The following is a 23,797-nucleotide window of genomic DNA, read 5'->3' on the forward strand; positions in this document are numbered from 1 at the left end:
TGCGCGCAGCCCCTTTCCGCATCGTCCCTTAATGCGTATATTGTGAGCTGCCGCCTCTCGGGGCGGCTATGGCGATAAACGAACTCCGTAATAAACCTATCGGACCCGGGGGCGGTACCCGGCGCCTCCACCAGAGGCCGTCACGCGAAATCTTCACGTCGCGGCTTGTGGCGGGGGCGAAATAGGATCGACGAGGGCGTAAAGGGTGCTTTTTCGCTCGGCATGATACCGCCGTTATCGGGTCAAACCTTATAGTTGCCAACGACAACTATGCTCCGGTGGCCGTCGCTGCGTAATGCAGTGAAGGTACTGGGATTCAAGCCCTAGGGGGTTGCACTTCTAGGCGGGGCTCGGAGGCGCCTGGCAACAGAAGCCTCCACTTTCGTCCCGACGGGGCAGAGCGAACAGGGGTTCTCGGCGAGCGTCATGTCCACCGACCTCATCAGATACGATCTTCTCGTCCAGGACGCGCTGCGCGGCGTCATGCGCAAGGTTCTCGCCGATGCGGCGGCGGCCGGCCGTCTGCCGGGCGATCATCATTTCACCATCAGCTTCCGCACCAAGGCGCCGGGGGTCAGAATCTCCAAGCGCCTCGCCGAGCAATGGCCGCAGGAGATGACCATCATCCTGCAGCATCAATATTCCAATCTCCTCGTCGACGAGCGCGGCTTTTCGGTGGGCCTGTCCTTCCGCAGCATTCCCGAGCAGCTCTATGTGCCCTTCGATGCGGTGACGGTCTTCTCCGACCCTTCCGTCGATTTCGGCCTCAAATGGGAGGTGGACGAGCTCGCCCCCGCCCGCGAAGAGGAGCCGACCCGTTTTCCCGCCCGGCCGCAGCCCGCCGGCGAGGCGGCTCCGCCCCGGCACGGCCCGCGTCCCGCCGCCCGCAGCGAGAAGCGTCAGGAGACGGAGCCCGCTGCTGCGGAGGAGAGCGGCGAGGCCGCCAAAATCGTCTCCATCGACGCCTTCCGCAAAAAGACCTGATTCGCCATGGGCGAGATCGTCAATCTGCGACGCGCCCGCAAGGTCAGGGATAGACGCGCCAAAGAGGCGGAGGCGGACGCCAATCGCCTCGCCCATGGGCGTGTGAAGTCCGAGCGAGCGCTCGGCGAAGCGACAGCGCGTCTCGAGAAAGAAAAGCTCGACGCGCATCGGCTGCAAGGGTCGCGATCCGAGCCGGAGCGATAATACCGGCCAAATGCGACACGCTTTTTGCGCAGCAAAAAGCCTCGAAGGATGCTTCAGCGCCGAGCGGCCGCAATCCTTCGAGACGCCCGCGTCGCGAGGGTGGGGAAACCTTCACCCGACTGCCCGGCTTCAGACGTTTACTTCTTCGCCAAATGCTTCAGCCAGCGCCGCGCCTGCTTGCGCACATTCTCCGGCGCCGTACCGCCATAGCTCACCCGGCTCTTCACCGATTTCTCGACGCCGAGCACGCTGAACACATCCTCGGTGATGCGCGGCTCGACCTCCCGCATCGTCGCCAGCGGCAGCTTCTCGAGGCCGACATTGCGCTCGGCGGCGATTCCGACGATGCGGCCGGTCACGTGATGCGCCTCGCGGAAGGGCAGATTCAGCGCGCGCACCAGCCAATCGGCGAGGTCGGTGGCCGTGGCGTAGCCCGCGCCCGCCGCCTTGCGCATTCGGGGGCGATCGACGCTCATGTCGCGAATCATGCCGGCCATCGCCGCCACGCAGAGCGCGAAATTGTCGAGCGCGTCGAATGTGCCTTCCTTATCCTCCTGCATATCCTTCGAATAAGCGAGCGGCAGGCCCTTCATCACCACGAGCATCGCCTGTAGCGCGCCGATGATGCGTCCCGTCTTGCCGCGCACCAGCTCGGCCGCGTCGGGATTGCGCTTCTGCGGCATGATCGACGAGCCGGTGGTGAATTTGTCGGAGAGCGCGACAAAGGCGAATTGCGAGGTCGTCCACAGCACGATCTCCTCGGCGAAACGCGAGAGATGCGTCGCCGAGATCGCCATTGCGGAAAGCGTCTCCAGCACGAAATCGCGATCGGAGACGCTGTCCAAGGAATTGGCCGTCGGCCGCGCGAAGCCGAGCACCTTGGCCGTCTTCTCGCGATCAATGGGGAAGGAGGTGCCGGCCAGCGCCGCCGCGCCGAGCGGAGATTCGTTCAGCCGCGCGCGGGCGTCGGCGAAGCGGCCGCGGTCGCGCGCCAGCATTTCGACATAAGCGAGCAGATGATGCCCGAAAGTGACGGGCTGAGCCGATTGCAGATGGGTGAAGCCCGGCATCACGCTGCCCGCTTCCTCCAGCGCCTTCTCGGCGAGGGCGAGCTGGAGATCGGCGAGCTGCGCGTCTATGTCGTCGATCGCGTCGCGGACATAGAGGCGGAAATCGGTCGCCACCTGGTCATTGCGCGAGCGCGCCGTATGCAGCCGCCCGGCCGCCGGGCCGATGAGCTCGGCGAGGCGCGACTCGACATTCATATGAATGTCTTCGAGCGCGCGCGAGAAGGTGAAGCGCCCCTCCTCGATTTCGCCGCGGATTTGTTCTAGACCGCGCGTGATGGCGGCGGCGTCCTCGGCCGAGATTATGCCGGTTTCGGCCAGCATGGCGACATGAGCGAGGGAGCCCCGCACATCCTGTGGGCCGAGGCGCTTGTCGAAATCGATGGAGACGTTGATCGCCTCCAGGATCGCATCGGTTGCGCTCTGAAAGCGGCCCCCCCATATTTTGCTCGTCATAACTCCTCGCGGAACAGGATCGATGACCGACCAGATGGAAAGCTCCAGCCGAGGCAATCTGCCGAAAATCGCGGGCGCGACTCTCGCCGTCGCCGCCGTCGCCGGCGTTCTATACGTGAACGGCGGCGGGAGCGGCAAGACGAGCGTGGTGAGCCAGGCTTGCGCCGCCTCGCGCGAGACCTCGCAGCGCGTGTCGGCGCTCGCCAAGGGCGAGGTCGCGGCCATGTCGATCGCCAATGCGCCCGAGCCCATGCCCGAAGTGACCTTCACCGGGCCGGACGGAAAGCCGCGCAAGCTCGAGGATTTCAAGGGCAAGACCGTGCTGCTCAATCTGTGGGCCACATGGTGCGTTCCCTGCCGCGGCGAGATGGCCGCGCTCGATCGGCTGCAGGCGGCGGCCGGCTCCGACAAGTTCGAGGTGGTGACGATCAATGTCGACACCTCCAGGCTCGAGCGGCCCAAGGCTTTTCTCGGCGAGATCGGCGCGAAGAATCTCGCCTATTACGCCGATCCCAAGGCGGAAATCTTCTTCCAGCTGCGCCAGAGCGGCCAGGCGCTGGGCCTGCCGACGACCTTTCTCATCGACGGCTCCGGCTGCCAGATCGGCCTGATGCAGGGCCCGGCCAATTGGGATTCGGAAGAGGGCCGCTCTCTGGTGACGCGCACGGCGGAAATCTCCTCGCGGCCGACGCCGACGACGCCTTGAGGATGATCTGTTGAGCGACGAAATATTGCGGCCCTGGGAGGTGCGATCGTCCCGCACTCTCCTTCGCGACCGCTGGATCAATCTACGCGCCGATCATTGCGTGACGCGGCGCGGCGCGCAGCTCGATCCCTATTATGTGCTGGAATATGAAGATTGGGTCCATGTCGTCGCTCTGGACGAGGAGGACTGTCTGCTGCTGGTGCGGCAATATCGTCATGGCGCGGGCGTGGCGTCGCTGGAGCTGCCGGGCGGCAAGCTGGACGCGCATGAGAGCGACCCGGTCGCCGCCGGCGCGCGCGAGCTGCTGGAAGAAACCGGACACGCTGCGCCATCATTACGACATTTGGCGCGCCTTTCGCCCAATCCGGCGACCCACTCCAATTGGATTCATGTCCTCTTTGGCGAGGGCGCGAAAGAGGTTGCGCCTCTGAAGCTCGACAGCGGCGAGGATATTCGCGTCGAGCGCATCCCGTGGCGGGAGGCGCTGGCGTTGGCGCTCGGCGGCGGCATGATCAACAGCCAGCATGTCGGGCTGCTGGTCGTCGCTTTGGCGCAGACGAAAGGCGTCAAGATCGGCGGTTAGGGTTCTCCCTTCTCCCACTCGTGGGAGAAGGGAGAAACACCGAGACGTCAGGCTTTGGCCGTCTGCGCGTGCGGAATGCCTTCCTTGTCGAAGAGCGCGGTCAGCTCGCCCGACTGGAACATCTCGCGGGTGATGTCGCAGCCGCCGATGAACTCGCCCTTCACATAGAGCTGGGGAATGGTCGGCCATTGCGAATAGGCCTTGATGCCGTCGCGAATGAAGGGATCGGCCAGCACATTGACGCTCTTGAAGGGAACGCCGACATGGCCGAGAATCTGGCAGACCTGCATGGAGAAGCCGCATTGCGGCGCGGCGGGCGTGCCCTTCATGAACAGCACGACGTCGGCGCTGTCGATTTCAGCCTTGATCTGGGCAGTGGTGGAGTCGGACATGGGATTACCTCGTCTAGCGGAATTCAAGGTTCCGTTGCAGGCGGCCCGGCGCGCTCCGCCGGGCGTGGAAACGATTTTAGAGAGCGATCGTGGTCAGCGCCAGAGCGTGCAGCTCGCCGCCGAGGCGCTCGCCGAAAGCCTTGTTGACCATCTGATGCTGCTGCACGCGGCTCTTGCCGCGAAAGGTTTCCGACTTCACCGAGGCGGCCCAATGATCGCCGTCGTCGGCGAGCGCGGTGATCTCGATCACGGCGTCGGGAATGGCCGCCTTGATGAGACGCTCGATTTCACTTCTTTCCATCGCCATTGCGCTTCGACCTCCTAAAAGCCTCTAAGCGAAGACGCTGTCGTCCCCGGCCATATAGGCCGGCAACGGCGCCTGCTGCGCATGTTGTACGTCGCAAAGCAATATCGGCGCCTCACCAGGGAGATTCAACTCGTTTCCGCCGGTGGCGCCGAGAGGGAGAACCGCGACGCCCACGGCCTTCGCATCCGCCTCGATCGCCGCCGCTTCCGCCGGCTCGGCCACGACCAGATAGCGCGCCTGATCCTCGCCGAAGAGGACCGCATGGGCAGGCCCGCTCGGCAGGCTGTCTATGGTCGCGCCGACGCCGCCGGCGATGGCCATTTCGGCGAGCGCCACGGCGAGGCCGCCGTCCGAGAGATCATGGACGGCGAGCGCCCGCCGCTCGAGCACGAGCGCGCGCACGAAATCGCCATTGCGCTTCTCGGCCTCGAGATCGACCGGCGGCGGCGCGCCGTCGCGGCGGCCGGAAAGATCGCGCAGATAGAGCGACTGGCCGAGCCAGCCTTTCGTCTCGCCGATGAGCAGAATGGTCTTGCCGCCCCCGGGCAGAGCGATGGTGGAGGCGAGCGCGACGTCCGATATCACGCCGACGCCGCCGATCGCCGGAGTCGGCAGAATTCCGGTTCCCTGCGTCTCATTGTAGAGCGAGACATTGCCGGAGACGATCGGGAAGTCGAGCGCCCGCGCCGCCTCGCCAATGCCTTGTAGGCAGCCGACGAACTGGCCCATGATCTCGGGCTTTTCGGGATTGCCGAAATTGAGATTGTCGGTGAGCGCCAGAGGCTGGCCGCCGCGCGCGGAAATATTGCGCCAGGCTTCGACCACCGCCTGCTTGCCGCCTTCGACCGGATCGGCCGCGCAATAGCGCGCCGTGACGTCGGTGGTCAGCACCAGGCCCTTGCGCTCGTCGCGAATGCGCACCACGGCGGCGTCGCCGCCCGGCGCGCGCACCGTATTGCCGAGAATGAGATGGTCGTATTGCTCCCATACCCAGCGCTTGGAGCAGAGGTCCGGCGTCGCCAGCAGGGCCAACAGCGCCTCCCGGTTCGAGCGAGCGGGGGCGATGGCGTCGGCGTCCAGAATCGGCGCCTTGGGCGTCGGGACATGGGGACGGTCATAGACCGGCGCCTCGTCGCCGAGCTCCTTGATCGGCAGATCGGCCTCGACGACGCCCTTGTGCTCGACCACGAAGCGCAGATCGTCGGTGGTCTTGCCGATGATCGCGAAATCGAGGCCCCATTTCACGAAAATGGCCTCGGCCTCTTTCTCCTTCTCGGGCTTCAGCACCATGAGCATACGCTCCTGGCTCTCCGAGAGCATCATCTCATAGGCGGTCATGCCCTCTTCGCGGCAGGGCACGGCGTCGAGATCGAGCCTTATGCCGAGATTGCCCTTGGCGCCCATCTCCACCGCCGAGGAGGTGAGGCCGGCCGCGCCCATGTCCTGGATCGCGATGACGGCGCCCGAGGCCATCAGCTCGAGACAGGCCTCGAGCAGCAGCTTCTCCGAGAAAGGATCGCCGACCTGCACGGTCGGGCGCTTCTCCTCGGCGTCGGCCTCGAAGGAGGCGGAGGCCATGCTGGCGCCGTGAATGCCGTCGCGGCCGGTCTTGGAGCCGAGATAGACGATCGGATTGCCGACGCCCGCCGCCGCCGAATAGAAAATGGAATCGGCGCGGGCGAGGCCGACCGCCATGGCGTTGACGAGAATATTGCCGTCATAGGATTCGTCGAATTCGGTCGAGCCGCCCACTGTCGGCACGCCGAAGGAATTGCCATAGCCGCCGACGCCCGCGACCACGCCGGCGACGAGCCGCCGCGTCTTGGGGTGAGCCGGCCGGCCGAAACGCAGGAGATTCAAACAGGCGATCGGCCGCGCGCCCATTGTGAAGACATCGCGCAATATGCCGCCCACGCCCGTCGCGGCGCCTTGATAGGGCTCGATGAAGGACGGGTGGTTGTGGCTCTCCATCTTGAACACGCAGGCGTCGCCGCCGCCTATGTCGATGACGCCGGCGTTCTCGCCCGGCCCTTTGATGACCCAGGGCGCCTTGGTCGGCAGCTTGCGCAGATGAATGCGCGAAGACTTGTAGGAACAATGCTCGTTCCACATGGCCGAGAATATTCCGAGCTCGGTGAGGCTCGGCGCGCGGCCGATCAGCGCGACAATGCGCTCATATTCCTCTGTCTTCAGCCCATGCGCCAAGGCCGCTTCGAGCATTGTGTCTCCCCCGCCGGCGCCGCTTCGAGAGCGGGTTTCGGCTCTGTCGCCTGGAAGTCAAATCGTCGCAGCCTAGGCCGAGCTCCGCGCGGGCCGTTTGCCGACGAATCTGCCGCGATTCCCCCGATTCTGCCCGGAAAGGCCGAAGAATCCGGCGGTTCGCCACTCGATTAATAGGATCGCCGCGCGATGGCAACAGCGACGCCCCATTGCTCCCCTGTTGCCAAAGAGCCACAGCTGGAGAGAAAGAATTGTGAGACGGCGCAATCTTTGATCTAGGTCAAGTCCTCCCGCAGAAAATCGGCGCAATTTGGTCACGACTCGGACAAGGACGCGTTTCGCGCCGGTCCTAGAGAGAGCAATAGACGGGGGAGCCTGATGAGAAGAGTTTTGCGCGGCGCGCTCGCCGCATCCGTTTTGACCGCAGCGAGCGCTACGGCTCAGGCGGCCGATCTTCCCTCGATGAAGAGCGCGCCGCCGCCGCCGCCGCCCCCGGCCTTCAGCTGGACCGGCCTCTACGGCGGCATCAACATCGGCTATGGCTTCGGCGATTCCAGCCGGGAGACCGGCGGTCTCGGCTATATTTCGCCCGGCTCTCTGGCTCCCGCCGTGCCGCTGGGCTCGGCCTGGGGCGCCTCGCAGGATCTGCACGGCGTCATCGGCGGCGGACAGGTCGGCTATAATTATCAGGTCAACCCCTGGCTGGTCCTCGGCCTCGAGGCCGATATTCAGGCCACAGACGTGGAGAGCAAGGCGAAATCCGGGATCGGCGTTTTCGACGCCACCGGCGCGCATCTGCAGACCGCCGATTCGACCAAAGCCGTCGACTGGTTCGGCACTGTCCGCGGCCGCGTCGGCTTCGTGCTTCCGTCCATTCCCAATCTGATGGTCTACGGCACGGGCGGCTTCGCCTATGGCCAGGTGATCCACAATGTCGGCTTCGCCGATAATTTCGCCGCCGCCGCCGCTGCGGGCTTCGCCGGAGGCGCCGTCGGCCATGGCTATTCCGACGACACGCGCACCGGCTGGACGGCGGGCGGCGGCGTCGAGTGGTCTCCGATCCCGAACTGGTCGGTCAAGGCCGAATATCTCTATGTCGATCTCGGCTCGACCAACGCCAATTCCGTCTCTCTGAACGGCGGCACGGCGGCGATCCTCGGCACGACGACGCCCGTCTTCGCCGCGACGCAGAATTCGCCGACCCGCTTCCACAATGTCCGCGTCGGCCTCAACTGGCACTTCGACCCCTTCGCGCCCGGCCTCGTCTCGCGTTCCGACGGACTGTCGTCGCTCAAGGAGCCGCCGCCGCCGGCCTTCGTCGACAGCTATCAGCCCTTCCAGGTTCGCCTGAAGATCGGCAGCGTCATTCCGTTGGATGGCCATGGCACTGTCTATGATCAAGGCATCGCCCATCCGGCGCTCGGCTCCATCGGCCGCCTCTCGGGCCTCACCGGCGCGAATGGCGTGATCTCCGGCGCCAGCACCAACACCTCGACGTCGGTCATTCCCATGCTCGACGTCGCCTATTACCTGACGAAGAACTGGGCGATCGAGGCGATCTGCTGCGTCTCGCCGCATCACATTCAGGGCACGGGCACCATCGCCAGCGACTTCGCGCGCTCCTGGGTGTTCCCGCCGTCCCTGATGGCGCAGTATCACTTCACCAATTTCGGCCAGTTCCAGCCCTATCTCGGCGTCGGCGTGAACTTCACCACTTTCTGGGGCACGCGCGTCAACAACGACGTCTGGGGCATCCCCTTCGCGCCGGGCTCGACGCTGGCCGGTCTCGGCCTGCCCGGAGCGCTCGCCACCTTCCAATGGGCGACGGTCGCGCCGTCCTGGGGTCCGGTCGGCCAAGTCGGCTTCGACTATATGTTCAACGAGCATTGGGGCGTGAACGTCGACTTCAAATATATCGGCATTCATCCGATGGTTCACGCGACGGCCGTCGCTTTCGTGCCGGGGGCGCCGGCGCTCGGACCGATCTTCGTTCCGGTCAAAGTGTCGCTGCCGATCAATCCGATCGTCGTCTCGGCGGGCGTCACCTATCGCTTCGGCGGCGGCCTTCTGCAGCCGGTGCTCGCCAAATATTGAGCGGCGCCAAAGCGCAGAGAAAACAAGCCGGCTCCGAAAGGAGCCGGTTTTTTTGTGCGACGGGATGCGATTCGCCTTGTTCTTTGCCGCCTCGCGGCTAGGATTTGGCCGGTTACCTGTTCGATTCGGTTCAATGCGACGATTCGCCGGCCCTTCCGGCGCGCTTTCCCGAAGGATCTGAACATGGAAAATCCGATCGACGCGCCGCCTTCCGATCATGCCGAGCCGAGCGAGGTCGAGCCTGCGCTCGAAGCCGCGCTTCCGAGCCAGCGCGACGATGAGACGGATTTTCAACGGCCGCCGGGCGATGCGCGCCTCGCCAAAGCGCCCGCCTTGCTCGTCACCCAAGGCAAGCACCGCTTCTATACGCTGGTTTTGCCGAGCGATCTGCTCGCCGCCACCTGCACTGTGGAGGCGCGGCTCGACAATCCCATAGACGGCTTTCAGCGCCTGCTCGACAAGAAGCGCGCGAGAGAGATCGCCGATTATATCGACAGCGGATTCGGCAGCGTGCCGAGCGCGATCATTCTCTCCGCGCAGCCGCGCGCCCAGCTCCATTTCGACCGCCAGAGCGGCGAGCTGACCTTCCGCAAGGATCCGCGTTCGTTTCTCATCATCGACGGGCAGCATCGCGTCTACGGCTTCAATCTCGCGGCCAAGAGCGTGAAAGTGCCGGTCGTCGTCTACAACAGGCTGACCCGCGCGCAGGAATGTCAGCTGTTCGTTGACATCAACACCAAGCAGCGACCGGTGCCGCCGGAGCTGCTGCTCGACATTCGCCGCCTCTCCGAATCGGAGACCGAGGCCGAAGCGCTGCTGCACAATGTCTTCGATCTCTTCTCCAATGACGAGAAGAGCGTGCTCGCCGGGCTGCTCAGCCCCTCGGAGCGGCGCAAGGGCAAAATCTCGCGCGTGACCTTCAACGCCGCGCTGAAATCCATCGACAAGGCGTTCGTCGACGCCTCGCCGCAGGACGTCTATCAGGTGCTCAACGCCTATTTGCGCGCCTGCCTCAACGGCCTGCGCTATCACGGGGCGGAGGCGAACATCGTCAATCCGGCGCTGTTCAAGGCGCTGATCCTGCTGTTCGCCAATGTCGCCGAGCGCGTCTCCGACCGCTATGGCGGGCGCTACACGACGCAGAATTTCGAGGATATTCTCGGCCCCTTCTTCCGCAAGCTGAAGAAGAACGAGCTGCCCAAGCCCGCGACCGGCCATCTGGCGCTCTATGAGAATTATCGGAAAACGCTGAGCTCGGGCTTTTCGCTCAAGCAATGGCTGTTCGCCTGAGCCTCCGCCCGACCGATCGCGCCTCGATCAAACCCTCATCCTGAGGAAGCTGCGCAGCCGCCGTCTCGAAGGACGGGGAAACCGTCAGCGCCGTCTTCTGGAGCTCGCCCCTTCAGCTTTGAATAGTGAGCGCGCGCGGTCTCGTCATCTGCGCGCTTTCGTCTATAGTGCCGCGCACTTTCACCCTCCCCTGGAGGGGGAGGGTCGGACCGCGAAGCGGTCCGGGGTTGGGGCGTCCCCGAGACTTAGGGGTGTCACCCCCTCCCGCTCGGGCTCCGATGGATGAGACTTATGGCTGATCTGCTCCGGCCGCGTTCGGCGGCGACGCTTCTGATTCTCGCGCTCGCGCTCTCCGGCTGCGGGCGGCGCGGCCCGCTCGATTATCCGCCCGAGGTCGCGGCGCGGCCCAAGGCCGTGGTGGCGCAGAAGACGACGCTCACCCCCGTCGGCGGCGCGACGCCGGTCGCCGAGGATGTGAAGGCGGTGGAATATATCCCCGGCACGCCGGGTTTCCGTCCGCCCGAGCAATATCCCTTCATCCTCGATCCTCTGCTGGACTAGATAAGAACGACATGCATCACTTCGACTATCGCGCCGGCGCGCTGCACGCCGACGAGGTTCCGTTGGCGAAAATCGCCGAGCAGGTCGGAACGCCCTTCTACTGCTATTCGGCGACGACGATCCGCCGGCATTTCCAGGTCTTCTCGGCGGCCTTCGCCGGGCTCGACGCGCTGGTCTGCTATGCGCTGAAAGCCAATTCCAATCAGGCGGTGCTGACGCTGCTGGCCGGCCTCGGCGCCGGAATGGACGTCGTCTCCGGCGGCGAGCTGAAGCGCGCCCGCGCCGCCGGCGTTCCCGCGAGCAAGATCACTTTTTCCGGCGTCGGCAAGACGCAGACGGAAATCGCGCTGGCGATCGACGAGGGCATTTTCTGCTTCAATGTGGAATCCGAGCCCGAGCTCACCGAAATTTCCCGCATCGCCTCCGGCAAGGGCGCGCGCGCGCATATTTCCTTGCGCGTCAATCCGGACGTCGACGCCAAGACCCACGCCAAGATTTCGACCGGCCTCGCCGAGAATAAATTCGGCGTGCCGCTGTCGCGCGCGCGCGAAATCTACGCCCATGCCGCGAAGCTGCCGGGCATAGAGGTCACGGGCGTCGATATGCATATCGGCTCGCAGATCACCGATCTTTCGCCCTTCGACGAGGCTTTCTCGCTGCTCGCCGAGCTGGTCGCGGGGCTGCGCGCCGATGGGCACGAAATCTCCCATGTCGATCTCGGCGGCGGGCTCGGCATTCCCTATCACGAGGGCGAGGACCCGGCCTCCTATCACCCGGATCGCTACGCCGAGATCGTGCGCCGCCATATGGCGGGGCTCGGGTGCAAATTGCTGTTCGAGCCGGGGCGGCTCATCGTCGGCAATTCGGGAATATTGGTCACGCGCGTGCTCTATGTGAAGCAGGGCGAGGCCAAGTCTTTCGTCATCGTCGACGCCGGCATGAATGATCTCGTGCGCCCGACGCTCTATGACGCCTGGCACGAGCTGATCCCGGTCGCGCAGGCGTCGCCGTCGCATCCGCGCATTATCGCCGATGTCGTCGGGCCGGTCTGCGAGACGGGCGATTACATCGCGCTCGGGCGTTCGATCCCGGAGCCGGCGCAGGGCGATCTTCTGGCGATTCTGACGGCCGGCGCCTATGGCGCTGTGCAGGCGGGCACCTACAACAGTCGCCCGCTCGCGCCGGAGGTCCTCGTCGACGGCGAGAAATGGGCCGTGGTGCGCGAGCGCCCGAGCGTGGAGCAGCTCATCGCGCTGGATTCGGTGCCGGAGTGGCTTCGGAAGTAGGGGCCTCTGGCGGCGGGTCAGCTCAAGAACTTGAGCGCCGCGAGGAGGAAGCCGCCGAGCGCCATTTGCGTGACGACGAGCCAGCGGAGAATGTCCACCTTGAGATTGGCGGAGGAGCTCTCGATCTTGGCCTCGACCTCGCGAATGTCCGATTTTGTCGCGAGAAGGCCAGCGTCGATCTCGCGAAACGCCTCGACGACGCCGATGGCCTGCTCTTCCGAGAAGCCTCTCTTGCGTAAAACCTGCACGATGGCGAGGGTGTCGATCGTCAGAGCGGTCATAGTCGACAAGATAGCATGTCGGCGGCTCCGTTCAACTTTCCCGCGACGACATTCGTCCGGATATGTCGAAGGGCGACGCCCCGAGTGTCTGCCGGCGACCCCACCCCGGATCGCTTCGCGGTCCGACCCTCCCCCTGAAGGCTCCTAAAGAGGGAGGGTGAACACCTCAATTCTACTCTACTTCCTCAGCCTTCCAGCAGACGCCGCGCGATGACCTGCGCCTGAATCTCCGCCGCGCCCTCGAAGATGTTGAGGATGCGCGCGTCGCAGAGGACGCGGGAGACCGGATATTCCAGGGCGAAGCCATTGCCGCCGTGAATCTGCAGCGCATTGTCCGCAGCCGCCCAGGCGACGCGCGCGCCGAGCAGCTTGGCCATGCCGGCCTCGAGATCGCAGCGCTTGCCCTCGTCCTTTTCCCGCGCGGCGAAGTAGGTGATCTGGCGGGCGACGTGAATTTCGACCGCCATTGTGACGATCTTGTCGAAGACGCGCGGGAAGGCGAACAGCGGCTTGCCGAATTGCACGCGCTCCTTGGCGTAGCGCAGGCCGAGATCGAGCGCCGCCTGGGCGACGCCGAGCGCGCGCGCCGCCGTCTGAATGCGGGCGGATTCGAAGGTCTCCATCAGCTGCTTGAAGCCCTTGCCCTCCTCGCCGCCGAGAAGATTTTCGGCCGGCACCTCGAAATTGTCGAAGCCGATCTCGAATTCCTTCATGCCGCGATAGCCGAGCACCTCGATCTCGCCGCCGGTCATGCCCTTGGCCGGGAAGGGAGTCTCATCCGTGCCGCGCGGCTTTTCGGCGAGCAGCATGGAGAGGCCTTTGTAGCCCTTCTCATTGGGATTGGTGCGCACGAGCAGCGTCATCACATCGGCGCGCACCGGATGCGTGATCCAGGTCTTATTGCCGACGACCTTATAGACATCGCCCTCGCGCGTCGCGCGGGTGCGCAGGTTCGCGAGGTCGGAGCCATTGTTCGGCTCGGTGAAGACGGCGGTGGGCAGGATTTCGCCGCTGGCGATCTTGGGCAGATATTTCTGCTTCTGCTCTTCCGTGCCGCCGACGAGGATCAATTCGCCGGCGATTTCCGAGCGCGTGCCGAGCGAGCCGACGCCGATGTAAGCGCGCGACAGTTCCTCCGAGACGACGCACATGGCGATCTTGCCCATGCCGGAGCCGCCATATTCCTCGGGAATGGTGAGGCCGAAGACGCCCAGCTCGGAAAGGCCGGAAATGACCTCGAGCGGGATGTAGTCGTTCTTCAAATGCCATTCATGGGCGTGCGGCGTCACATTGTCGGACGCGAATTTGCGCATCTCGCTGCGGATGGCTTCGAGCGTCTCGTCGAGGCCGGTGGCGCCGATGGTCTCGGCGGCCTCGTGATGGTCGATCAGCTCGGCGAGGCGGGCGCGGTTGGCGGTAGTGAGGCCGGAGGCGACGAGGCCGTCCACTTGCGGAATGCGGGCGGCGGCGATGTCGGCCGGCGAAAGGCCGAAATCGGAGAGGCGGACGAACTCGCCCTGGCTCATCGGAATGCCGCCGAAAACCTGCGCCAGATATTCGGCGAAGCCGATGCGGGTGAGGAGATTCTCCACCTCGCCATAGGCGCCCTCGGCCGAGAGGCGGTCGGCGTAGGCGAGCAGCTCGCGCAGGCCCTGCACATAGGTGGCGAACCAGGAGAGGCCGTGGGCGGCGTGCTGCTCCACCTCGATCAGCTCATTGGAGAGCTTGCCGTCCTTGGTGACGCGGGCGCGGACGGCGGCGAGCGCGCGGCCGTAAAGCGCCTCCACGGAGGCGAAAGCCGCCTTGGCGTCGGGCAGCCAGTTCGTGGAGGTGGTCTCGGTCGCGCTCATTCTCTCTCGCTCTTTTCAAGGGCGGGCCCGGCGGGGCCGCGGGTGACAGGATTTTTTCTAAATGCCGCCAATCGCGGGAGGACGCAACCGTTCCGGGAAGGAGACGGCTCCCGGGCGGTCATTCCGCGTCCGGCTCGTCTATGCCGAACAGCCGGTTTCCGGTCCGGCAAATGGCTGCGATGCGCGGATCATGCGGGTCGTCGATCAACCATTGCAGGCCGACCACGGTCGCATATTGAATTGCGGCGAAGGCGTGCGGATCGTCTATGTCCGGCCGCATCTGCGTCAGCACGCAGGCGAGGCCATGGATGCGGGATTGGTCGATCTCGTGGAGCATCGCCCGCACGATCGGCTCGCTCGCCGCGAGCCGCCGCACCTCGCGCTCGAAGCGAAAGTCGATCTCGAACGGCCCCTCGCGCAGCAGCTTTCGCCATGCCTTGGGCGAAGTGTCCTGCGCATAGCGGGCGCTGGCGACATCGATCGCCTGAACGCGCCAGCGCTCCATCAGCGCGCGCAGGAAGGCGTCACGATCGGCGAAATGATGGTAGAAGCTGCCCTTGGTGCGCCGCGCGGCCGCGGTCAGCCGCTCGACGGTGAGCGCCGCCGGCCCCTCCTCGGCCAGCAGGCCGGCGCCGAGCCCCAGCCAATCCTCCTTTTTGAATCGCGCGCTGCTGCTCATTCGTCCTGGCCCGGTGCTCGCGCCACGTTACATGCCAATCTGCCGGTTGCCAAAAGCATACTGTTTGGTATGGTATGCGGGATCGACGCTTTCGATGGAGAGCCAGCGATGTTTCACGATCCCGATTTTTCCCCTTTCACCCCGCGGGAAAAGCCTTCGTTTCTCGCCGTATCGCGCAATTACCTCGAGAATTACGCGCCCGAGGCCTACCGGACCGACTTTTTCTCCACCGATGGACTCTGGCCGTTCTTCCCGCGAATGCATTATGTCGTCAGCCCCGAGCTGATCGAGGAGCTGCTGGTCACGCGCGCCGAGGCGTTTCGCCGCGACGACATAGCGAGCAAGGCGCTGCGCGGGCCGGTAGAGGGCGACACGCTGTTCTTCTCGGAAGGCGCCGAATGGAAATGGCAGCGGCGCGCCATCTCGCCCGCCTTTCGTTACGAGAATATTCTGGCGCTCGTGCCCTTTTTTGTCGGCTGCGCGCAGGCGCAGGCCGCCGAATGGCGCCGGCTCGGCGACGGCGCCGAGGTGGAGATCACCGAGGCCATGTCGCGCACGACCTTCGCCGTCATCGAGAAGGCCGTCTTCGGCGCGTCAGAGAATTTCGACAGCGAGGGCTTCATCGCGGCGCTGCGTCCGGTTCTCGGCAGTTTTGCTTGGCGAATGCTGGCGGTGATGTTCCGCCTGCCGCCGGATTGGGCGCCCTATCCGGGCCTGCTCGCCGCGCGCGCCGGCTCGCGCTTCGTGCATGAGGAGACGGTGAAGCTGCTCGCCGAGCGCCGCGCCCGGCCCGAGGCGACGCGCGACATAATGGGCCTGCTGCTCTCCGCCAAGGACCCGGAGAGCGGGCGCGTGATGACCGACGCCGAGCTCGTCGCCAATCTGCACGGCTTTCTGCTCGCCGGCCATGAGACCTCCGCCGTCGCGCTGGCCTGGACCTTCTGGCTGCTGGCCAAGGATCAGGCGACGCAGGAGCGCGCCCGCGAGGAGGCGGAGCGCATCGCCGGGAACAGCGAAATCACGCCGGAGACGGTCGAAAATCTCACCTTCACGCGGCAGGTCCTGCAGGAATCGATGCGGCTCTTCCCGCCTTTCGCGGCGCTCGGCCGGCAGCCGCGCGAGGATACGACGCTCGGCCCCTATCGCGTCGCCGCCAAGGAGCCGATCTATGTGCAGACCTGGTGCCTGCATCGGCACGAGAGACTGTGGGACGATCCCACCGGCTTCGACCCCGACCGTTTCGCGCCGGAGAAGGTGAAGGCGCGCCATCGCTACGCCTATCTGCCCTTCGGCGCGGGGCCGCGCATTTGCGTCGGCATGGGCTTCGCGCTCACCGAAATGGCGACCATCGTCGCGACGCTGCTGCGCGAGTTCCGTTTCGACACCGTCCCCGGCCATCGGCTGGAGCTGGCGCCGAGCTTCGCGACGCGGCCGAAAGGCGCGCTGCCGCTACGCCTGACGCGCCTATCGAAAAATGCGCCGACCCGCGACGCCGAGCGTCTCGCCGCCTCCCGATGACCGCTCCCGCCGGGGAGCCGGGATTTTTACGACCGCGCCGCCAGTTCCGCCGCGCGATAGCCCGATCTGATCGCGCCTTCGATCGTCGCCGGAAGCCCGGTCGCGGTCCAATCGCCGGAAAGGAAGAGATTGCGCCAGCGCGTCACTGCGCCGGGGCGGCGCTCCTGCTGCGCCGGCGTCGCGGCGAAAGTGGCGCGCTTTTCCTTCACGATCTGCCATTGCGGCAGCTCCTCCGGCAGGCCGGTAGCGGCGGCGACCTCGGCCCATATGCGCTCGGCGAGGCTCTCGCGGGAATCGTCCATCAGCCGATCGGCGCCGCTGATCGTCACCGAGAGCCTGTCCTCGAAAGCGAACAGCCATTCGGTGAGCGAGCCGATCATGCCGAGCAGCGCCGGCTGGCCAGGGGGCGGCGCGATCTTGAAATGCGCATTGACGATGCCGCGGAAATCATCCGGCGCGACGAGGCCCGGAACGAGCTCCTGCGCCGCCCAGGGCGGGACGGCGAGAACGATGCGATCATTCTCGCCGAGCGCGATTTTCTCGTCGCCGAAATCGAGCGCTGTGGCGCGCTCCTCGGAAAATTCGATGCCCTTCAGGCGCGCGGCGAAGCGCGGCGCGGCGCCGCGGGCGGCGAGAGTGGTCAGCGTCGGCTCGATGAATGCCGTTCCGAGCCCGCGCCGCGCGACCAGCGGACGGCAGGCGGCGCCGCCGGCGGCCAGCGTCTCGCGCAGCACGGCGGCGGCGAGAGCGGCGGAGGACTCGCGCGGCTCGGTGTTGAGCGCGGAGAGCAGCACAGGCCCCCACAGCCGCTCATAGAGCACGCCGGAGCATTTCATCGCCTCGCCGATGGTCGCGCCCTTTTTGGCGAGGAGAATGCCGATCGCACCGAGATAATCCGCAGGCGCCGTGCCGGGCGTGCGGCGATCGCGCACGAAAATCCACCAGGGCAGGCGCGAGGCGTTCGGCCTCATGCGCCAGCGCGTTCCATCGCGCGTGTCCAAAAAATCGAAAGCGCATTCCTTCGGCCCGACCAGCTCGTCCACCGAGCCGATACGGCGGGCGTAATCGAGCGCCGTGGAATTGCCGGAGAGCAGCAGATGATTGCCATTGTCGATGACGAGATCGAGGCTGGAATCATGATAGGAGCGGCAGCGCCCGCCCGCCATGCGCGCGGCCTCATAGAGCGCGACGCTGCGGCCTTCATCGGTCAGGCGAATGGCGCAGGAAAGTCCGGCGAGACCGGCGCCGATGATATGGGTGGTTCCGCTCACGTCAGCGCGAATCTGAGCAGGGCCAGCAGGACTTTCGTCCGCGAGGCGGAGACCGGCGCGCGCGGCGGCGCGAAGCCGCGCGCCACCAGACGGTCGAGAACCGAGCGATAGGCCGTCGCCATCAGATAGGGCGCCTTCACCGCGCTCTGCGGCGAGACGCGCATCAGCAGCTCCGACTCCGCATAATGCTTGCGCGCACGCTCGGCCACCGCCGCGCAGACTTGCGGCAGGCCGGGATGCGCCAGCACAGCGCCGCGCGAGAAATCCGCGACGCCGGCGGCCTCCAGCGCCTCGCGCGGGAGATAGAGCCGCCCGCGCGCCTCGTCCTCGTCGAGATCGCGCAGAATATTGGTGAGCTGCAGCGCGCGGCCCATGTGATAGGCGAGCATTCGCGCCTTGGTCGGCAGCGCGCCGGCGGCGCAGTCCACCTCGTCGGCGAGACCGAAGACGCGCACCGAGAGCCGCCCCACGGCGCTCGCGACATGATCGCAATAGAGATCGAGCCGATCCCATTCCGGGGCGCGAATGTCCTCGACGACATCCATGGCCATGCCGTCTATGACCGCCTCGAAATCGGCGCGCTCGAGGCCGAAGCGGCGCACCGGCCGCGCCAGATCGGCGCAGCGCTGATGCGTGCGGCCGGCATAGAGCGCATCGAGATCGCGCCGCCAATCGTCGAGCTGGGAGAGGCGCAGGGCGCGGTCGCCCTCCTCATCCGCAATGTCGTCGACGGCGCGGCAGAAGCCATAGATCGCATACATCGCATCGCGCCGCTCGGGCTCGAGAATGCGCATGGCGAGATAGAAAGAGCTTTTCGCGGCGACCCGCGGCGCCTCGGGGGCGATCGTCTCCATGCTCATCGCGCGACGCTCGCAGCGGCGACGCGCGGCGATATGAGCCGGCGCAGCAGAGTGGTCCCGGCGCCCGCGAGCGCCGTGAGGAGATATTGGCGCTTGGAGGCGTGGACCTTCTCGCTCAGCGGATCGGCGACGCGTAGCCGCGCGGTGAGCGTCTCGGCGAGGCGCTGGATCGCGCCCACTTCCATGGCGAGGCGCGTGTCGACAATGAGATCGGCGAAAGGCGCGCTCTCCTTCAGCAGCTCCTGCGTGCGCTCGGCCAGCGCGCGCAAAGTCGCGGCGAGCTGCGGCGAGGCGCGATCGGCGGAGAGCATCTCGACGCTCGCGCCAGCGGCGGCGAGCATGTCCTGCGGCAGATAGACCCGATCGAGATTGCGATAATCTTTCGCGCAATCCTGCAGATGATTGATGATCTGCAGCGCCGCGCAGAGGGCGTCATTGGCCGCCCATGTCCGCGCGCGATCCTCGCCATGGACGTCCAGCACGAAGCGGCCGACCGGCATGGCCGAATAGCGGCAGTAACCGATGAGATCGTCCCAGTCTCTATAGCGCAATTGCGTCACGTCGCGGCGAAAGGCGATGAGCAGATCCTGCGCATGGCGGGGCTCGAGGCCGCGCTCGGCCAGCTCGGCGCGCAGCCGCGAGGCGACGGGAATATCCTCGCCGGAGCCGAGCAGCGCGGCCTCCATGCGGTCCAGCATGGCGATCTTCTGATCGCCGGGGAGCGTCGCATGGTCGGAGATATCGTCCGCGGCGCGCACGAAATCGTAAAAGGCGAGGACGGCCGCGCGATGGCGCGGCGCGAACAGAGAGGCGACGGGGAAATTCTCGTCCTTATGGCCTTTCCCCGAAGCGGCGGCGGCGATGTCGCTCATGTGATCTCGCTCAACCTCCTCAGGGGGCCTGATAGCGGCCCTTCCAGGCGCCGCCGCGCCCGCGTGTGTGCCGCCACGCGGACAATAGCGTGAACCACGTATAGCAGGCCGCGACCGCCGGCAAGGCGAAGGCGCCGAGCCGATTGCGTCCGTAAAATCGCAGAGACGGCATATAGGACTGCGCCATCAATAGATAGGCGACGAGCGCGAGATAAGCCGCCGGCTCCGACGCCGCGAAGGCGAGAATGGGCGGCGCGAGATAGACGAGGCCCATGCCGAGAACCGCGCCGGCGAGACGCCAGGGCGAATAGCCCAATTGCGCATAGGCCGAGCGCGTCACCATCTGCTCGATGTCGCGCAAATGCGGATAGGGCCGCAGGCTCCAGGCGTCGTCGGTGAGGCCGAGCCAGATCGGCCCCTGCTTCTTCATCAGCTTGCCGAGCGCGCAATCGTCGATCAGCGCGCCGCGGATCTGCTGGAGACCGCCGGCCTCCTCCAGCGCCGCGGGGCGGACCAGCATCACCCCGCCGGCCGCCCCGGCGACCGGGCTTTTCGGGTCGTTCACGCGGGGGAAGGGGTAGAGCATCTGGAAGAAGAAGACGAAAGCCGGCACGAACCAGCGCTCGGCGAGGCTCTCGTAGCGCAGCTTGACCATCAGCGAGGAGAGCACGGTTCCGCGCGCCGCCGCCCCGGCGACGAGCCGCTCGACGAGGCCGGGGGCGAAGGCGATGTCGGCGTCACAAAACAGCACGAAATCGGGAGAGACGCCGGAGCCGAGCACATGAGCGACGCCGCGGTCCATGGCGGCGAGCTTGCCGGTCCAGCCCTGCTCCGGGCACCCCTGGAGCACGGTCAGACGATCCTCGGCGCCCTCCTCGCGGGCGCAGGCGCGGGCGACCTCGGCCGTGCCGTCGGAGCTCTCGTCATCGACGAGGACGATCTCGAGCCGGCCCGAAAACTCCTGGCGGAACAAAGATCGAAGGCCGATGGCGACGACATCCGCCTCGTCGCGCGCCGGAATGACGGCGACGACGCGCGCGCCCTGGGGAACCAGCGCCCCCGTGGGCGCGAAACGGCGGTCGTGCTCGGTGAGGCGCCAGAAGCCGCCATTGCCGAGCAGGAGATAGAGCCAGATGACGAGACCGGCGCCGGCGAGGGTAATCGCGATCATTTTTCGAGCGTTCGCGTCGCCGGGACCGCCGGGGACGATGTGACGAGGGCTCGGCCATAGCATCGCCGCGGCCGCGAGGCCAGCCCGGCCGGCGGCGGCGCGTCGCAAGCGCCCGCGTCTACGGGATTTTCCTCAGAAATGGCCGGCAGCGGCTTCTCTTCTATCTGGAACAGGCGTATATCGCCGCGCCGGCGCAGCCGGGTCCGAGCCTGTCGAACAGCATGTCGAGGGGCCGGAGGCGCCCGCGCATTCCGATGTCTTTCGAGGAAATTTCCATGGATCCCAATGTGCCGCGCGACGCGGCGGGCTCTTCCTCTCGATGCGACACGGAGGGCGCGGCGGCGACGCAGCCGGCGCCCGTCGCCGAGGGCCACGGCTCGGCGAACGCCGCCGGCCTCATCATCGGCTCGATCGGCGTCGTCTATGGCGACATCGGCACCAGCCCGCTCTATGCGCTGCGCGAGTCGCTCGCCCACGCCAAATCCGGCGGGCTCGGCGAGGATGTCGTCATCGGCACGATCTCGCTGCTCATTTTCGCGCTGATCTTCACCGTCACCGCGAAATATGTGTTCTTCCTGATGCGCGCCGACAATCGCGGCGAGGGCGGCATTCTCTCGCTGATGGCGCTGGCGCAGAGCGCGCTGGGCCGGCGCGCGACCCCGGTCTTCCTGCTCGGCGTCGCCGGCGCGGCGCTGTTCTCTGGCGACGCCATCATCACGCCGGCCATCTCCGTGCTATCGGCGGTCGAGGGCCTCGAGATCGTCAATCCGAAATTCGGCGAGTTCGTCTTCCCCATCACCGTCGCGATTCTCGTCTCGCTGTTCTGGGGGCAGAGCCATGGCACGGCGCGCGTCGCCGCGCTGTTCGGCCCCGTGATGGCGATCTTCTTCATCGTGATGGCGGCTCTCGGCGCCTCCCATATCGGCGATGCGCCGCAGGTGCTGCGCGCCTTCGATCCGCGCCATGGCTTCATGTTTCTGCTGACCCATGGCTGGATCGGCTTCGCCGTGCTGGGCTCGGTCTTCCTCGTCGTCACCGGCGCCGAGGCGCTCTACGCCGACATGGGCCATTTCGGCCGCGCGCCGATCCAGATCGCCTGGATCTTCTTCGTGCTGCCGGCGCTGTTCCTCAATTATCTCGGCCAGGGCGCGCTGATCCTCGCCGATCCCAAGGCGATCGAGAATCCCTTCTTCCTGCTGGCGCCGGACTGGGCGCTGCTGCCGCTGGTCATTCTCTCGACGCTCGCCACCGTCATCGCCAGCCAGGCGGTGATCACCGGCGCCTTCTCCATCGTGCGCCAGGCGATACAGCTCGGCCTGCTGCCGCGTCTCGAGATCACCCACACCTCGGCGACGCAGGAGGGACAGATCTATATCGGCCGCGTCAATCGGCTGCTGCTGATCGGCGTGCTGGTGCTGGTCACGACCTTCAAGAGCTCGAGCGCGCTCGCCTCCGCCTATGGCATCGCCGTCACCGGCACGATGGTGACGACGACGGCGCTCGCCTTCATCGTGGTATGGCGCAAATGGCATTGGCCGCTGTGGGCGGCCTCGCTGTTCATCCTGGCCTTTCTGACCGTCGATCTCGCCTTTCTGGCCGCCAATCTGATGAAGGTGGTCGAGGGCGGCTGGGTTCCGCTGCTGCTCGGCGGCGGCTCCATGGTGGTGATGTGGACCTGGGTGCGCGGCACATCGCTGCTCGCCGAGAAGACGCATCGCGATTCGATCCCCATCCGCGATCTCATCGCCATGCTGGAGAAATCCAAGCCGACGCGCGTGCCCGGCACGGCCGTCTTCCTGACCAGCGACCCCGAGGTCGCGCCCACGGCGCTGCTGCACAATCTCAAGCACAATAAGGTGCTGCACGAGCGCGTGCTGGTCATTTGCGTGAACACGGAGGACACGCCGCGCGTCGCGCCGGACAAGCGCTTCGAAATCGAGAAGCTCGCGCCCGACTTCACCCGCGCGACTTTGCACTTCGGCTTCATGGAAAGTCCGCGCGTGCCGGCGGCGCTGGCGGCGATGCGCAAGGCTGGCGTCAAATACGATATTATGACGACCTCCTTCTTCCTCGGCCGGCGCTCGATCAAGGAGAGCCCGGCCTCCGAAATGCCGGTCTGGCAGGACAAGCTCTACGTGGCCTTGACCAGGCAATCGGCCAACGCCACCGACTTCTTCTCCATACCGACCGACCGCGTGGTGGAGCTCGGCGCTCAGCTGACGATCTGAGCCCTCGCGGGGCGCCGCGAACGCGAGCGCGATTACGTGGATTCCACGATTTGCCCTCGCGGCGCGCATTGCCGAGAATCGCGCAGCGAGCAGAGTCGCGCGTGCGTAGCGTCGGAGGGCCAGCCTCCCCCGTGTGTCGCGACCGGCGGGAGAATCCGATGGCCAATCAGAATTTCGGCGATTTTCGCGATCTCGGTAAATATCAGCTCGACGCCTTCAACACCGCGACCAGCTCGACGGCCAAGAGCCTGCGCGCCATAGCGGAGGAGGCGACCGACTACTCCAAGCAGTCGCTCGACAATAGCCGCAACTATTTCGAGAAACTGATGCGTGTGCAGAAGATCGACGACATCGTGCAATTGCAGTCGGAATTCTACCGCAACGCCTATGGCGATTTCTTCGCCCGCGCCTCGCGCGTCGGCGAGCTGTGCTCCAATCTCGCCAAAGAGGCTTTCGTGTCCGCCCAAAGCGCGAGCGAGCAGGCGACCAAGGCGAGCCAGGAGGCGGCCACTAAAATCATCGCCGACATCAGCGAGCAGACCGAGAAGCTCGCCGCCAAGGCGCGCGAGGCGGGCAAGGGGGAATAACTATTGCCGGGCACAATTCTCCCTATTTCTTGCCGTCACGCTTTGGGCCGTCGAGCTTCTGGTATTCTTTCTGAGTGCGCTTGATGCCCTTGTGAACTTCTCGAATGTCCTGAGCGGGAGGAAGGTTTTCCGGCTTTGTCCCGCTTAATTTTTGCATCGTGTTTCTGACCTCACGGCCTACATGCTCCGCGGCTCGTTCCAGTGGACGTTGGCCGCGCCCTCAAGCATCCCCTCATTTTCTCACCCCACGGCGAGCACGGCGGCCGTGACCTTGTTTTCTGAGAGCGCAGCCTGGAAGCGCTCCATGAGCGCGGTCAAGTCTTTTTCCGG

At 65.8% G+C, this 23,797-nt stretch carries 22 protein-coding genes and 1 other RNA gene; 12 read left to right on the forward strand and 11 right to left on the reverse strand.

Going from position 1 to position 23,797, the window contains the following annotated elements:
• Positions 1 to 9 precede the first annotated feature (9 nt).
• The 3 genes from ssrA (at position 10) to FMZ75_RS08955 (ending at position 1,188) form a co-directional block, all read left to right on the forward strand.
• Positions 10 to 381, forward strand: a transfer-messenger RNA (tmRNA) gene (gene ssrA, locus FMZ75_RS08945).
• Between the two features lie 45 nt (positions 382 to 426).
• Positions 427 to 984: an SspB family protein gene (locus FMZ75_RS08950; RefSeq protein WP_166142285.1), complete on the forward strand. Its 558-nt coding sequence runs from the start codon at positions 427 to 429 to the stop codon at positions 982 to 984.
• Positions 985 to 990: 6 nt separating this feature from the next.
• Entirely contained in the window at positions 991 to 1,188 is a 198-nt protein-coding gene (locus tag FMZ75_RS08955) for a DUF4169 family protein (protein WP_166142287.1), read from the forward strand.
• A 137-nt stretch (positions 1,189 to 1,325) separates the two neighbouring features.
• Here the strand turns inward: FMZ75_RS08955 and argH are convergent, their stop codons facing one another.
• Positions 1,326 to 2,711, reverse strand: coding sequence for an argininosuccinate lyase (argH, locus tag FMZ75_RS08960; protein ID WP_166142289.1), 1,386 nt, complete (start codon positions 2,709 to 2,711; stop codon positions 1,326 to 1,328).
• Positions 2,712 to 2,733: 22 nt separating this feature from the next.
• Between argH and FMZ75_RS08965 the strand changes: the two genes are divergently transcribed.
• Positions 2,734 to 3,417, forward strand: coding sequence for a TlpA disulfide reductase family protein (locus FMZ75_RS08965; RefSeq protein ID WP_166142291.1), 684 nt, complete (start codon positions 2,734 to 2,736; stop codon positions 3,415 to 3,417).
• Between the two features lie 10 nt (positions 3,418 to 3,427).
• Complete coding sequence (locus FMZ75_RS08970) at positions 3,428 to 4,000, forward strand: NUDIX hydrolase (protein ID WP_166142293.1); 573 nt, start codon at positions 3,428 to 3,430, stop codon at positions 3,998 to 4,000.
• 47 nt (positions 4,001 to 4,047) lie between these two features.
• On the opposite strand, the gene grxD is transcribed toward FMZ75_RS08970, so the two are convergent.
• The 3 genes from grxD to purL all read right to left on the reverse strand — a co-directional run bounded on the left by grxD (position 4,048) and on the right by purL (position 6,919).
• Positions 4,048 to 4,392 (reverse strand): Grx4 family monothiol glutaredoxin, encoded by a 345-nt coding sequence (gene grxD, locus FMZ75_RS08975; RefSeq protein WP_108915750.1) that lies wholly within the window; start codon positions 4,390 to 4,392, stop codon positions 4,048 to 4,050.
• Positions 4,393 to 4,468: 76 nt separating this feature from the next.
• On the reverse strand, positions 4,469 to 4,699 hold the full coding sequence (locus tag FMZ75_RS08980; protein WP_024878416.1) for a BolA/IbaG family iron-sulfur metabolism protein: 231 nt from the start codon (positions 4,697 to 4,699) through the stop codon (positions 4,469 to 4,471).
• Positions 4,700 to 4,723: 24 nt separating this feature from the next.
• Positions 4,724 to 6,919, reverse strand: coding sequence for a phosphoribosylformylglycinamidine synthase subunit PurL (purL, locus tag FMZ75_RS08985; RefSeq protein ID WP_166142295.1), 2,196 nt, complete (start codon positions 6,917 to 6,919; stop codon positions 4,724 to 4,726).
• A 378-nt stretch (positions 6,920 to 7,297) separates the two neighbouring features.
• Between purL and FMZ75_RS08990 the strand changes: the two genes are divergently transcribed.
• From FMZ75_RS08990 to lysA, 4 genes are all read left to right on the forward strand, one after another.
• The gene (locus FMZ75_RS08990; RefSeq protein ID WP_166142297.1) at positions 7,298 to 9,013 is read left to right on the forward strand and encodes an OmpW family outer membrane protein; all 1,716 of its coding nucleotides are present in this window, start codon (positions 7,298 to 7,300) and stop codon (positions 9,011 to 9,013) included.
• Positions 9,014 to 9,196: 183 nt separating this feature from the next.
• Positions 9,197 to 10,303, forward strand: a complete 1,107-nt coding sequence (locus FMZ75_RS08995; RefSeq protein WP_142862580.1) for a DGQHR domain-containing protein — start codon at positions 9,197 to 9,199, stop codon at positions 10,301 to 10,303.
• Between the two features lie 291 nt (positions 10,304 to 10,594).
• Positions 10,595 to 10,864, forward strand: coding sequence for a lipoprotein (locus FMZ75_RS09000; RefSeq protein WP_108915747.1), 270 nt, complete (start codon positions 10,595 to 10,597; stop codon positions 10,862 to 10,864).
• An 11-nt stretch (positions 10,865 to 10,875) separates the two neighbouring features.
• Positions 10,876 to 12,150: a diaminopimelate decarboxylase gene (gene lysA / locus FMZ75_RS09005; RefSeq protein WP_166142300.1), complete on the forward strand. Its 1,275-nt coding sequence runs from the start codon at positions 10,876 to 10,878 to the stop codon at positions 12,148 to 12,150.
• A gap of 17 nt (positions 12,151 to 12,167) precedes the next feature.
• On the opposite strand, the gene FMZ75_RS09010 is transcribed toward lysA, so the two are convergent.
• The 3 genes from FMZ75_RS09010 to FMZ75_RS09020 all read right to left on the reverse strand — a co-directional run bounded on the left by FMZ75_RS09010 (position 12,168) and on the right by FMZ75_RS09020 (position 14,960).
• Positions 12,168 to 12,431 carry a hypothetical protein gene (locus tag FMZ75_RS09010; RefSeq protein WP_166142328.1) on the reverse strand — a complete coding sequence of 88 codons (264 nt, stop codon included), beginning with the start codon at positions 12,429 to 12,431 and terminating at the stop codon, positions 12,168 to 12,170.
• 185 nt (positions 12,432 to 12,616) lie between these two features.
• Complete coding sequence (locus FMZ75_RS09015) at positions 12,617 to 14,281, reverse strand: acyl-CoA dehydrogenase family protein (RefSeq protein ID WP_166142302.1); 1,665 nt, start codon at positions 14,279 to 14,281, stop codon at positions 12,617 to 12,619.
• Between the two features lie 118 nt (positions 14,282 to 14,399).
• Complete coding sequence (locus tag FMZ75_RS09020; protein ID WP_108915743.1) at positions 14,400 to 14,960, reverse strand: TetR/AcrR family transcriptional regulator; 561 nt, start codon at positions 14,958 to 14,960, stop codon at positions 14,400 to 14,402.
• Positions 14,961 to 15,068: 108 nt separating this feature from the next.
• On the opposite strand from FMZ75_RS09020, the gene FMZ75_RS09025 reads away from it, so the two are divergent.
• A complete protein-coding gene (locus FMZ75_RS09025) occupies positions 15,069 to 16,478 on the forward strand; it encodes a cytochrome P450 (protein WP_166142303.1) in 1,410 nt (469 codons plus the stop codon).
• A 26-nt stretch (positions 16,479 to 16,504) separates the two neighbouring features.
• Here the strand turns inward: FMZ75_RS09025 and hpnE are convergent, their stop codons facing one another.
• From hpnE to FMZ75_RS09045, 4 genes are read right to left on the reverse strand one after another with little or no spacing between them, the layout of a single operon-like run.
• A complete protein-coding gene (gene hpnE / locus FMZ75_RS09030) occupies positions 16,505 to 17,749 on the reverse strand; it encodes a hydroxysqualene dehydroxylase HpnE (RefSeq protein WP_166142305.1) in 1,245 nt (414 codons plus the stop codon).
• Positions 17,746 to 18,609, reverse strand: coding sequence for a presqualene diphosphate synthase HpnD (hpnD, locus tag FMZ75_RS09035; protein WP_108915740.1), 864 nt, complete (start codon positions 18,607 to 18,609; stop codon positions 17,746 to 17,748). The genes hpnE and hpnD overlap by 4 nt, the downstream gene beginning before the upstream one ends.
• Positions 18,606 to 19,481, reverse strand: coding sequence for a squalene synthase HpnC (hpnC, locus tag FMZ75_RS09040; RefSeq protein ID WP_166142307.1), 876 nt, complete (start codon positions 19,479 to 19,481; stop codon positions 18,606 to 18,608). The genes hpnD and hpnC overlap by 4 nt, the downstream gene beginning before the upstream one ends.
• A 19-nt stretch (positions 19,482 to 19,500) precedes the next feature.
• A complete protein-coding gene (locus FMZ75_RS09045) occupies positions 19,501 to 20,652 on the reverse strand; it encodes a glycosyltransferase (protein ID WP_166142308.1) in 1,152 nt (383 codons plus the stop codon).
• A 275-nt stretch (positions 20,653 to 20,927) separates the two neighbouring features.
• Between FMZ75_RS09045 and FMZ75_RS09050 the strand changes: the two genes are divergently transcribed.
• Entirely contained in the window at positions 20,928 to 22,880 is a 1,953-nt protein-coding gene (locus FMZ75_RS09050; RefSeq protein ID WP_246728863.1) for a potassium transporter Kup, read from the forward strand.
• Positions 22,881 to 23,038: 158 nt separating this feature from the next.
• Positions 23,039 to 23,467 carry a phasin family protein gene (locus FMZ75_RS09055; protein WP_166142312.1) on the forward strand — a complete coding sequence of 143 codons (429 nt, stop codon included), beginning with the start codon at positions 23,039 to 23,041 and terminating at the stop codon, positions 23,465 to 23,467.
• Positions 23,468 to 23,797: the final 330 nt, after the last annotated feature.

Source organism: Methylosinus sp. RM1 (genome assembly GCF_011378635.1).
In the GTDB taxonomy this organism is placed as follows: domain Bacteria; phylum Pseudomonadota; class Alphaproteobacteria; order Rhizobiales; family Beijerinckiaceae; genus Methylosinus; species Methylosinus sporium.

Coding starts and splice junctions, on each gene's coding strand:
- FMZ75_RS08995 (WP_142862580.1), top strand. CDS start 9,197: ATGGAAAATCCGATCGACGCGCCGCCTTCCGATCATGCCGAGCCGAGC.
- FMZ75_RS09010 (WP_166142328.1), bottom strand. CDS start 12,431: ATGACCGCTCTGACGATCGACACCCTCGCCATCGTGCAGGTTTTACGC.
- lysA (WP_166142300.1), top strand. CDS start 10,876: ATGCATCACTTCGACTATCGCGCCGGCGCGCTGCACGCCGACGAGGTT.
- FMZ75_RS09025 (WP_166142303.1), top strand. CDS start 15,069: ATGTTTCACGATCCCGATTTTTCCCCTTTCACCCCGCGGGAAAAGCCT.
- FMZ75_RS09045 (WP_166142308.1), bottom strand. CDS start 20,652: ATGATCGCGATTACCCTCGCCGGCGCCGGTCTCGTCATCTGGCTCTAT.
- FMZ75_RS09020 (WP_108915743.1), bottom strand. CDS start 14,960: ATGAGCAGCAGCGCGCGATTCAAAAAGGAGGATTGGCTGGGGCTCGGC.
- FMZ75_RS09015 (WP_166142302.1), bottom strand. CDS start 14,281: ATGAGCGCGACCGAGACCACCTCCACGAACTGGCTGCCCGACGCCAAG.
- grxD (WP_108915750.1), bottom strand. CDS start 4,392: ATGTCCGACTCCACCACTGCCCAGATCAAGGCTGAAATCGACAGCGCC.
- FMZ75_RS08980 (WP_024878416.1), bottom strand. CDS start 4,699: ATGGCGATGGAAAGAAGTGAAATCGAGCGTCTCATCAAGGCGGCCATT.
- FMZ75_RS08965 (WP_166142291.1), top strand. CDS start 2,734: ATGACCGACCAGATGGAAAGCTCCAGCCGAGGCAATCTGCCGAAAATC.
- FMZ75_RS09000 (WP_108915747.1), top strand. CDS start 10,595: ATGGCTGATCTGCTCCGGCCGCGTTCGGCGGCGACGCTTCTGATTCTC.
- hpnC (WP_166142307.1), bottom strand. CDS start 19,481: ATGAGCGACATCGCCGCCGCCGCTTCGGGGAAAGGCCATAAGGACGAG.
- purL (WP_166142295.1), bottom strand. CDS start 6,919: ATGCTCGAAGCGGCCTTGGCGCATGGGCTGAAGACAGAGGAATATGAG.
- FMZ75_RS08990 (WP_166142297.1), top strand. CDS start 7,298: ATGAGAAGAGTTTTGCGCGGCGCGCTCGCCGCATCCGTTTTGACCGCA.
- FMZ75_RS08955 (WP_166142287.1), top strand. CDS start 991: ATGGGCGAGATCGTCAATCTGCGACGCGCCCGCAAGGTCAGGGATAGA.
- FMZ75_RS09055 (WP_166142312.1), top strand. CDS start 23,039: ATGGCCAATCAGAATTTCGGCGATTTTCGCGATCTCGGTAAATATCAG.
- hpnD (WP_108915740.1), bottom strand. CDS start 18,609: ATGAGCATGGAGACGATCGCCCCCGAGGCGCCGCGGGTCGCCGCGAAA.
- FMZ75_RS09050 (WP_246728863.1), top strand. CDS start 20,928: ATGGATCCCAATGTGCCGCGCGACGCGGCGGGCTCTTCCTCTCGATGC.
- FMZ75_RS08950 (WP_166142285.1), top strand. CDS start 427: ATGTCCACCGACCTCATCAGATACGATCTTCTCGTCCAGGACGCGCTG.
- argH (WP_166142289.1), bottom strand. CDS start 2,711: ATGACGAGCAAAATATGGGGGGGCCGCTTTCAGAGCGCAACCGATGCG.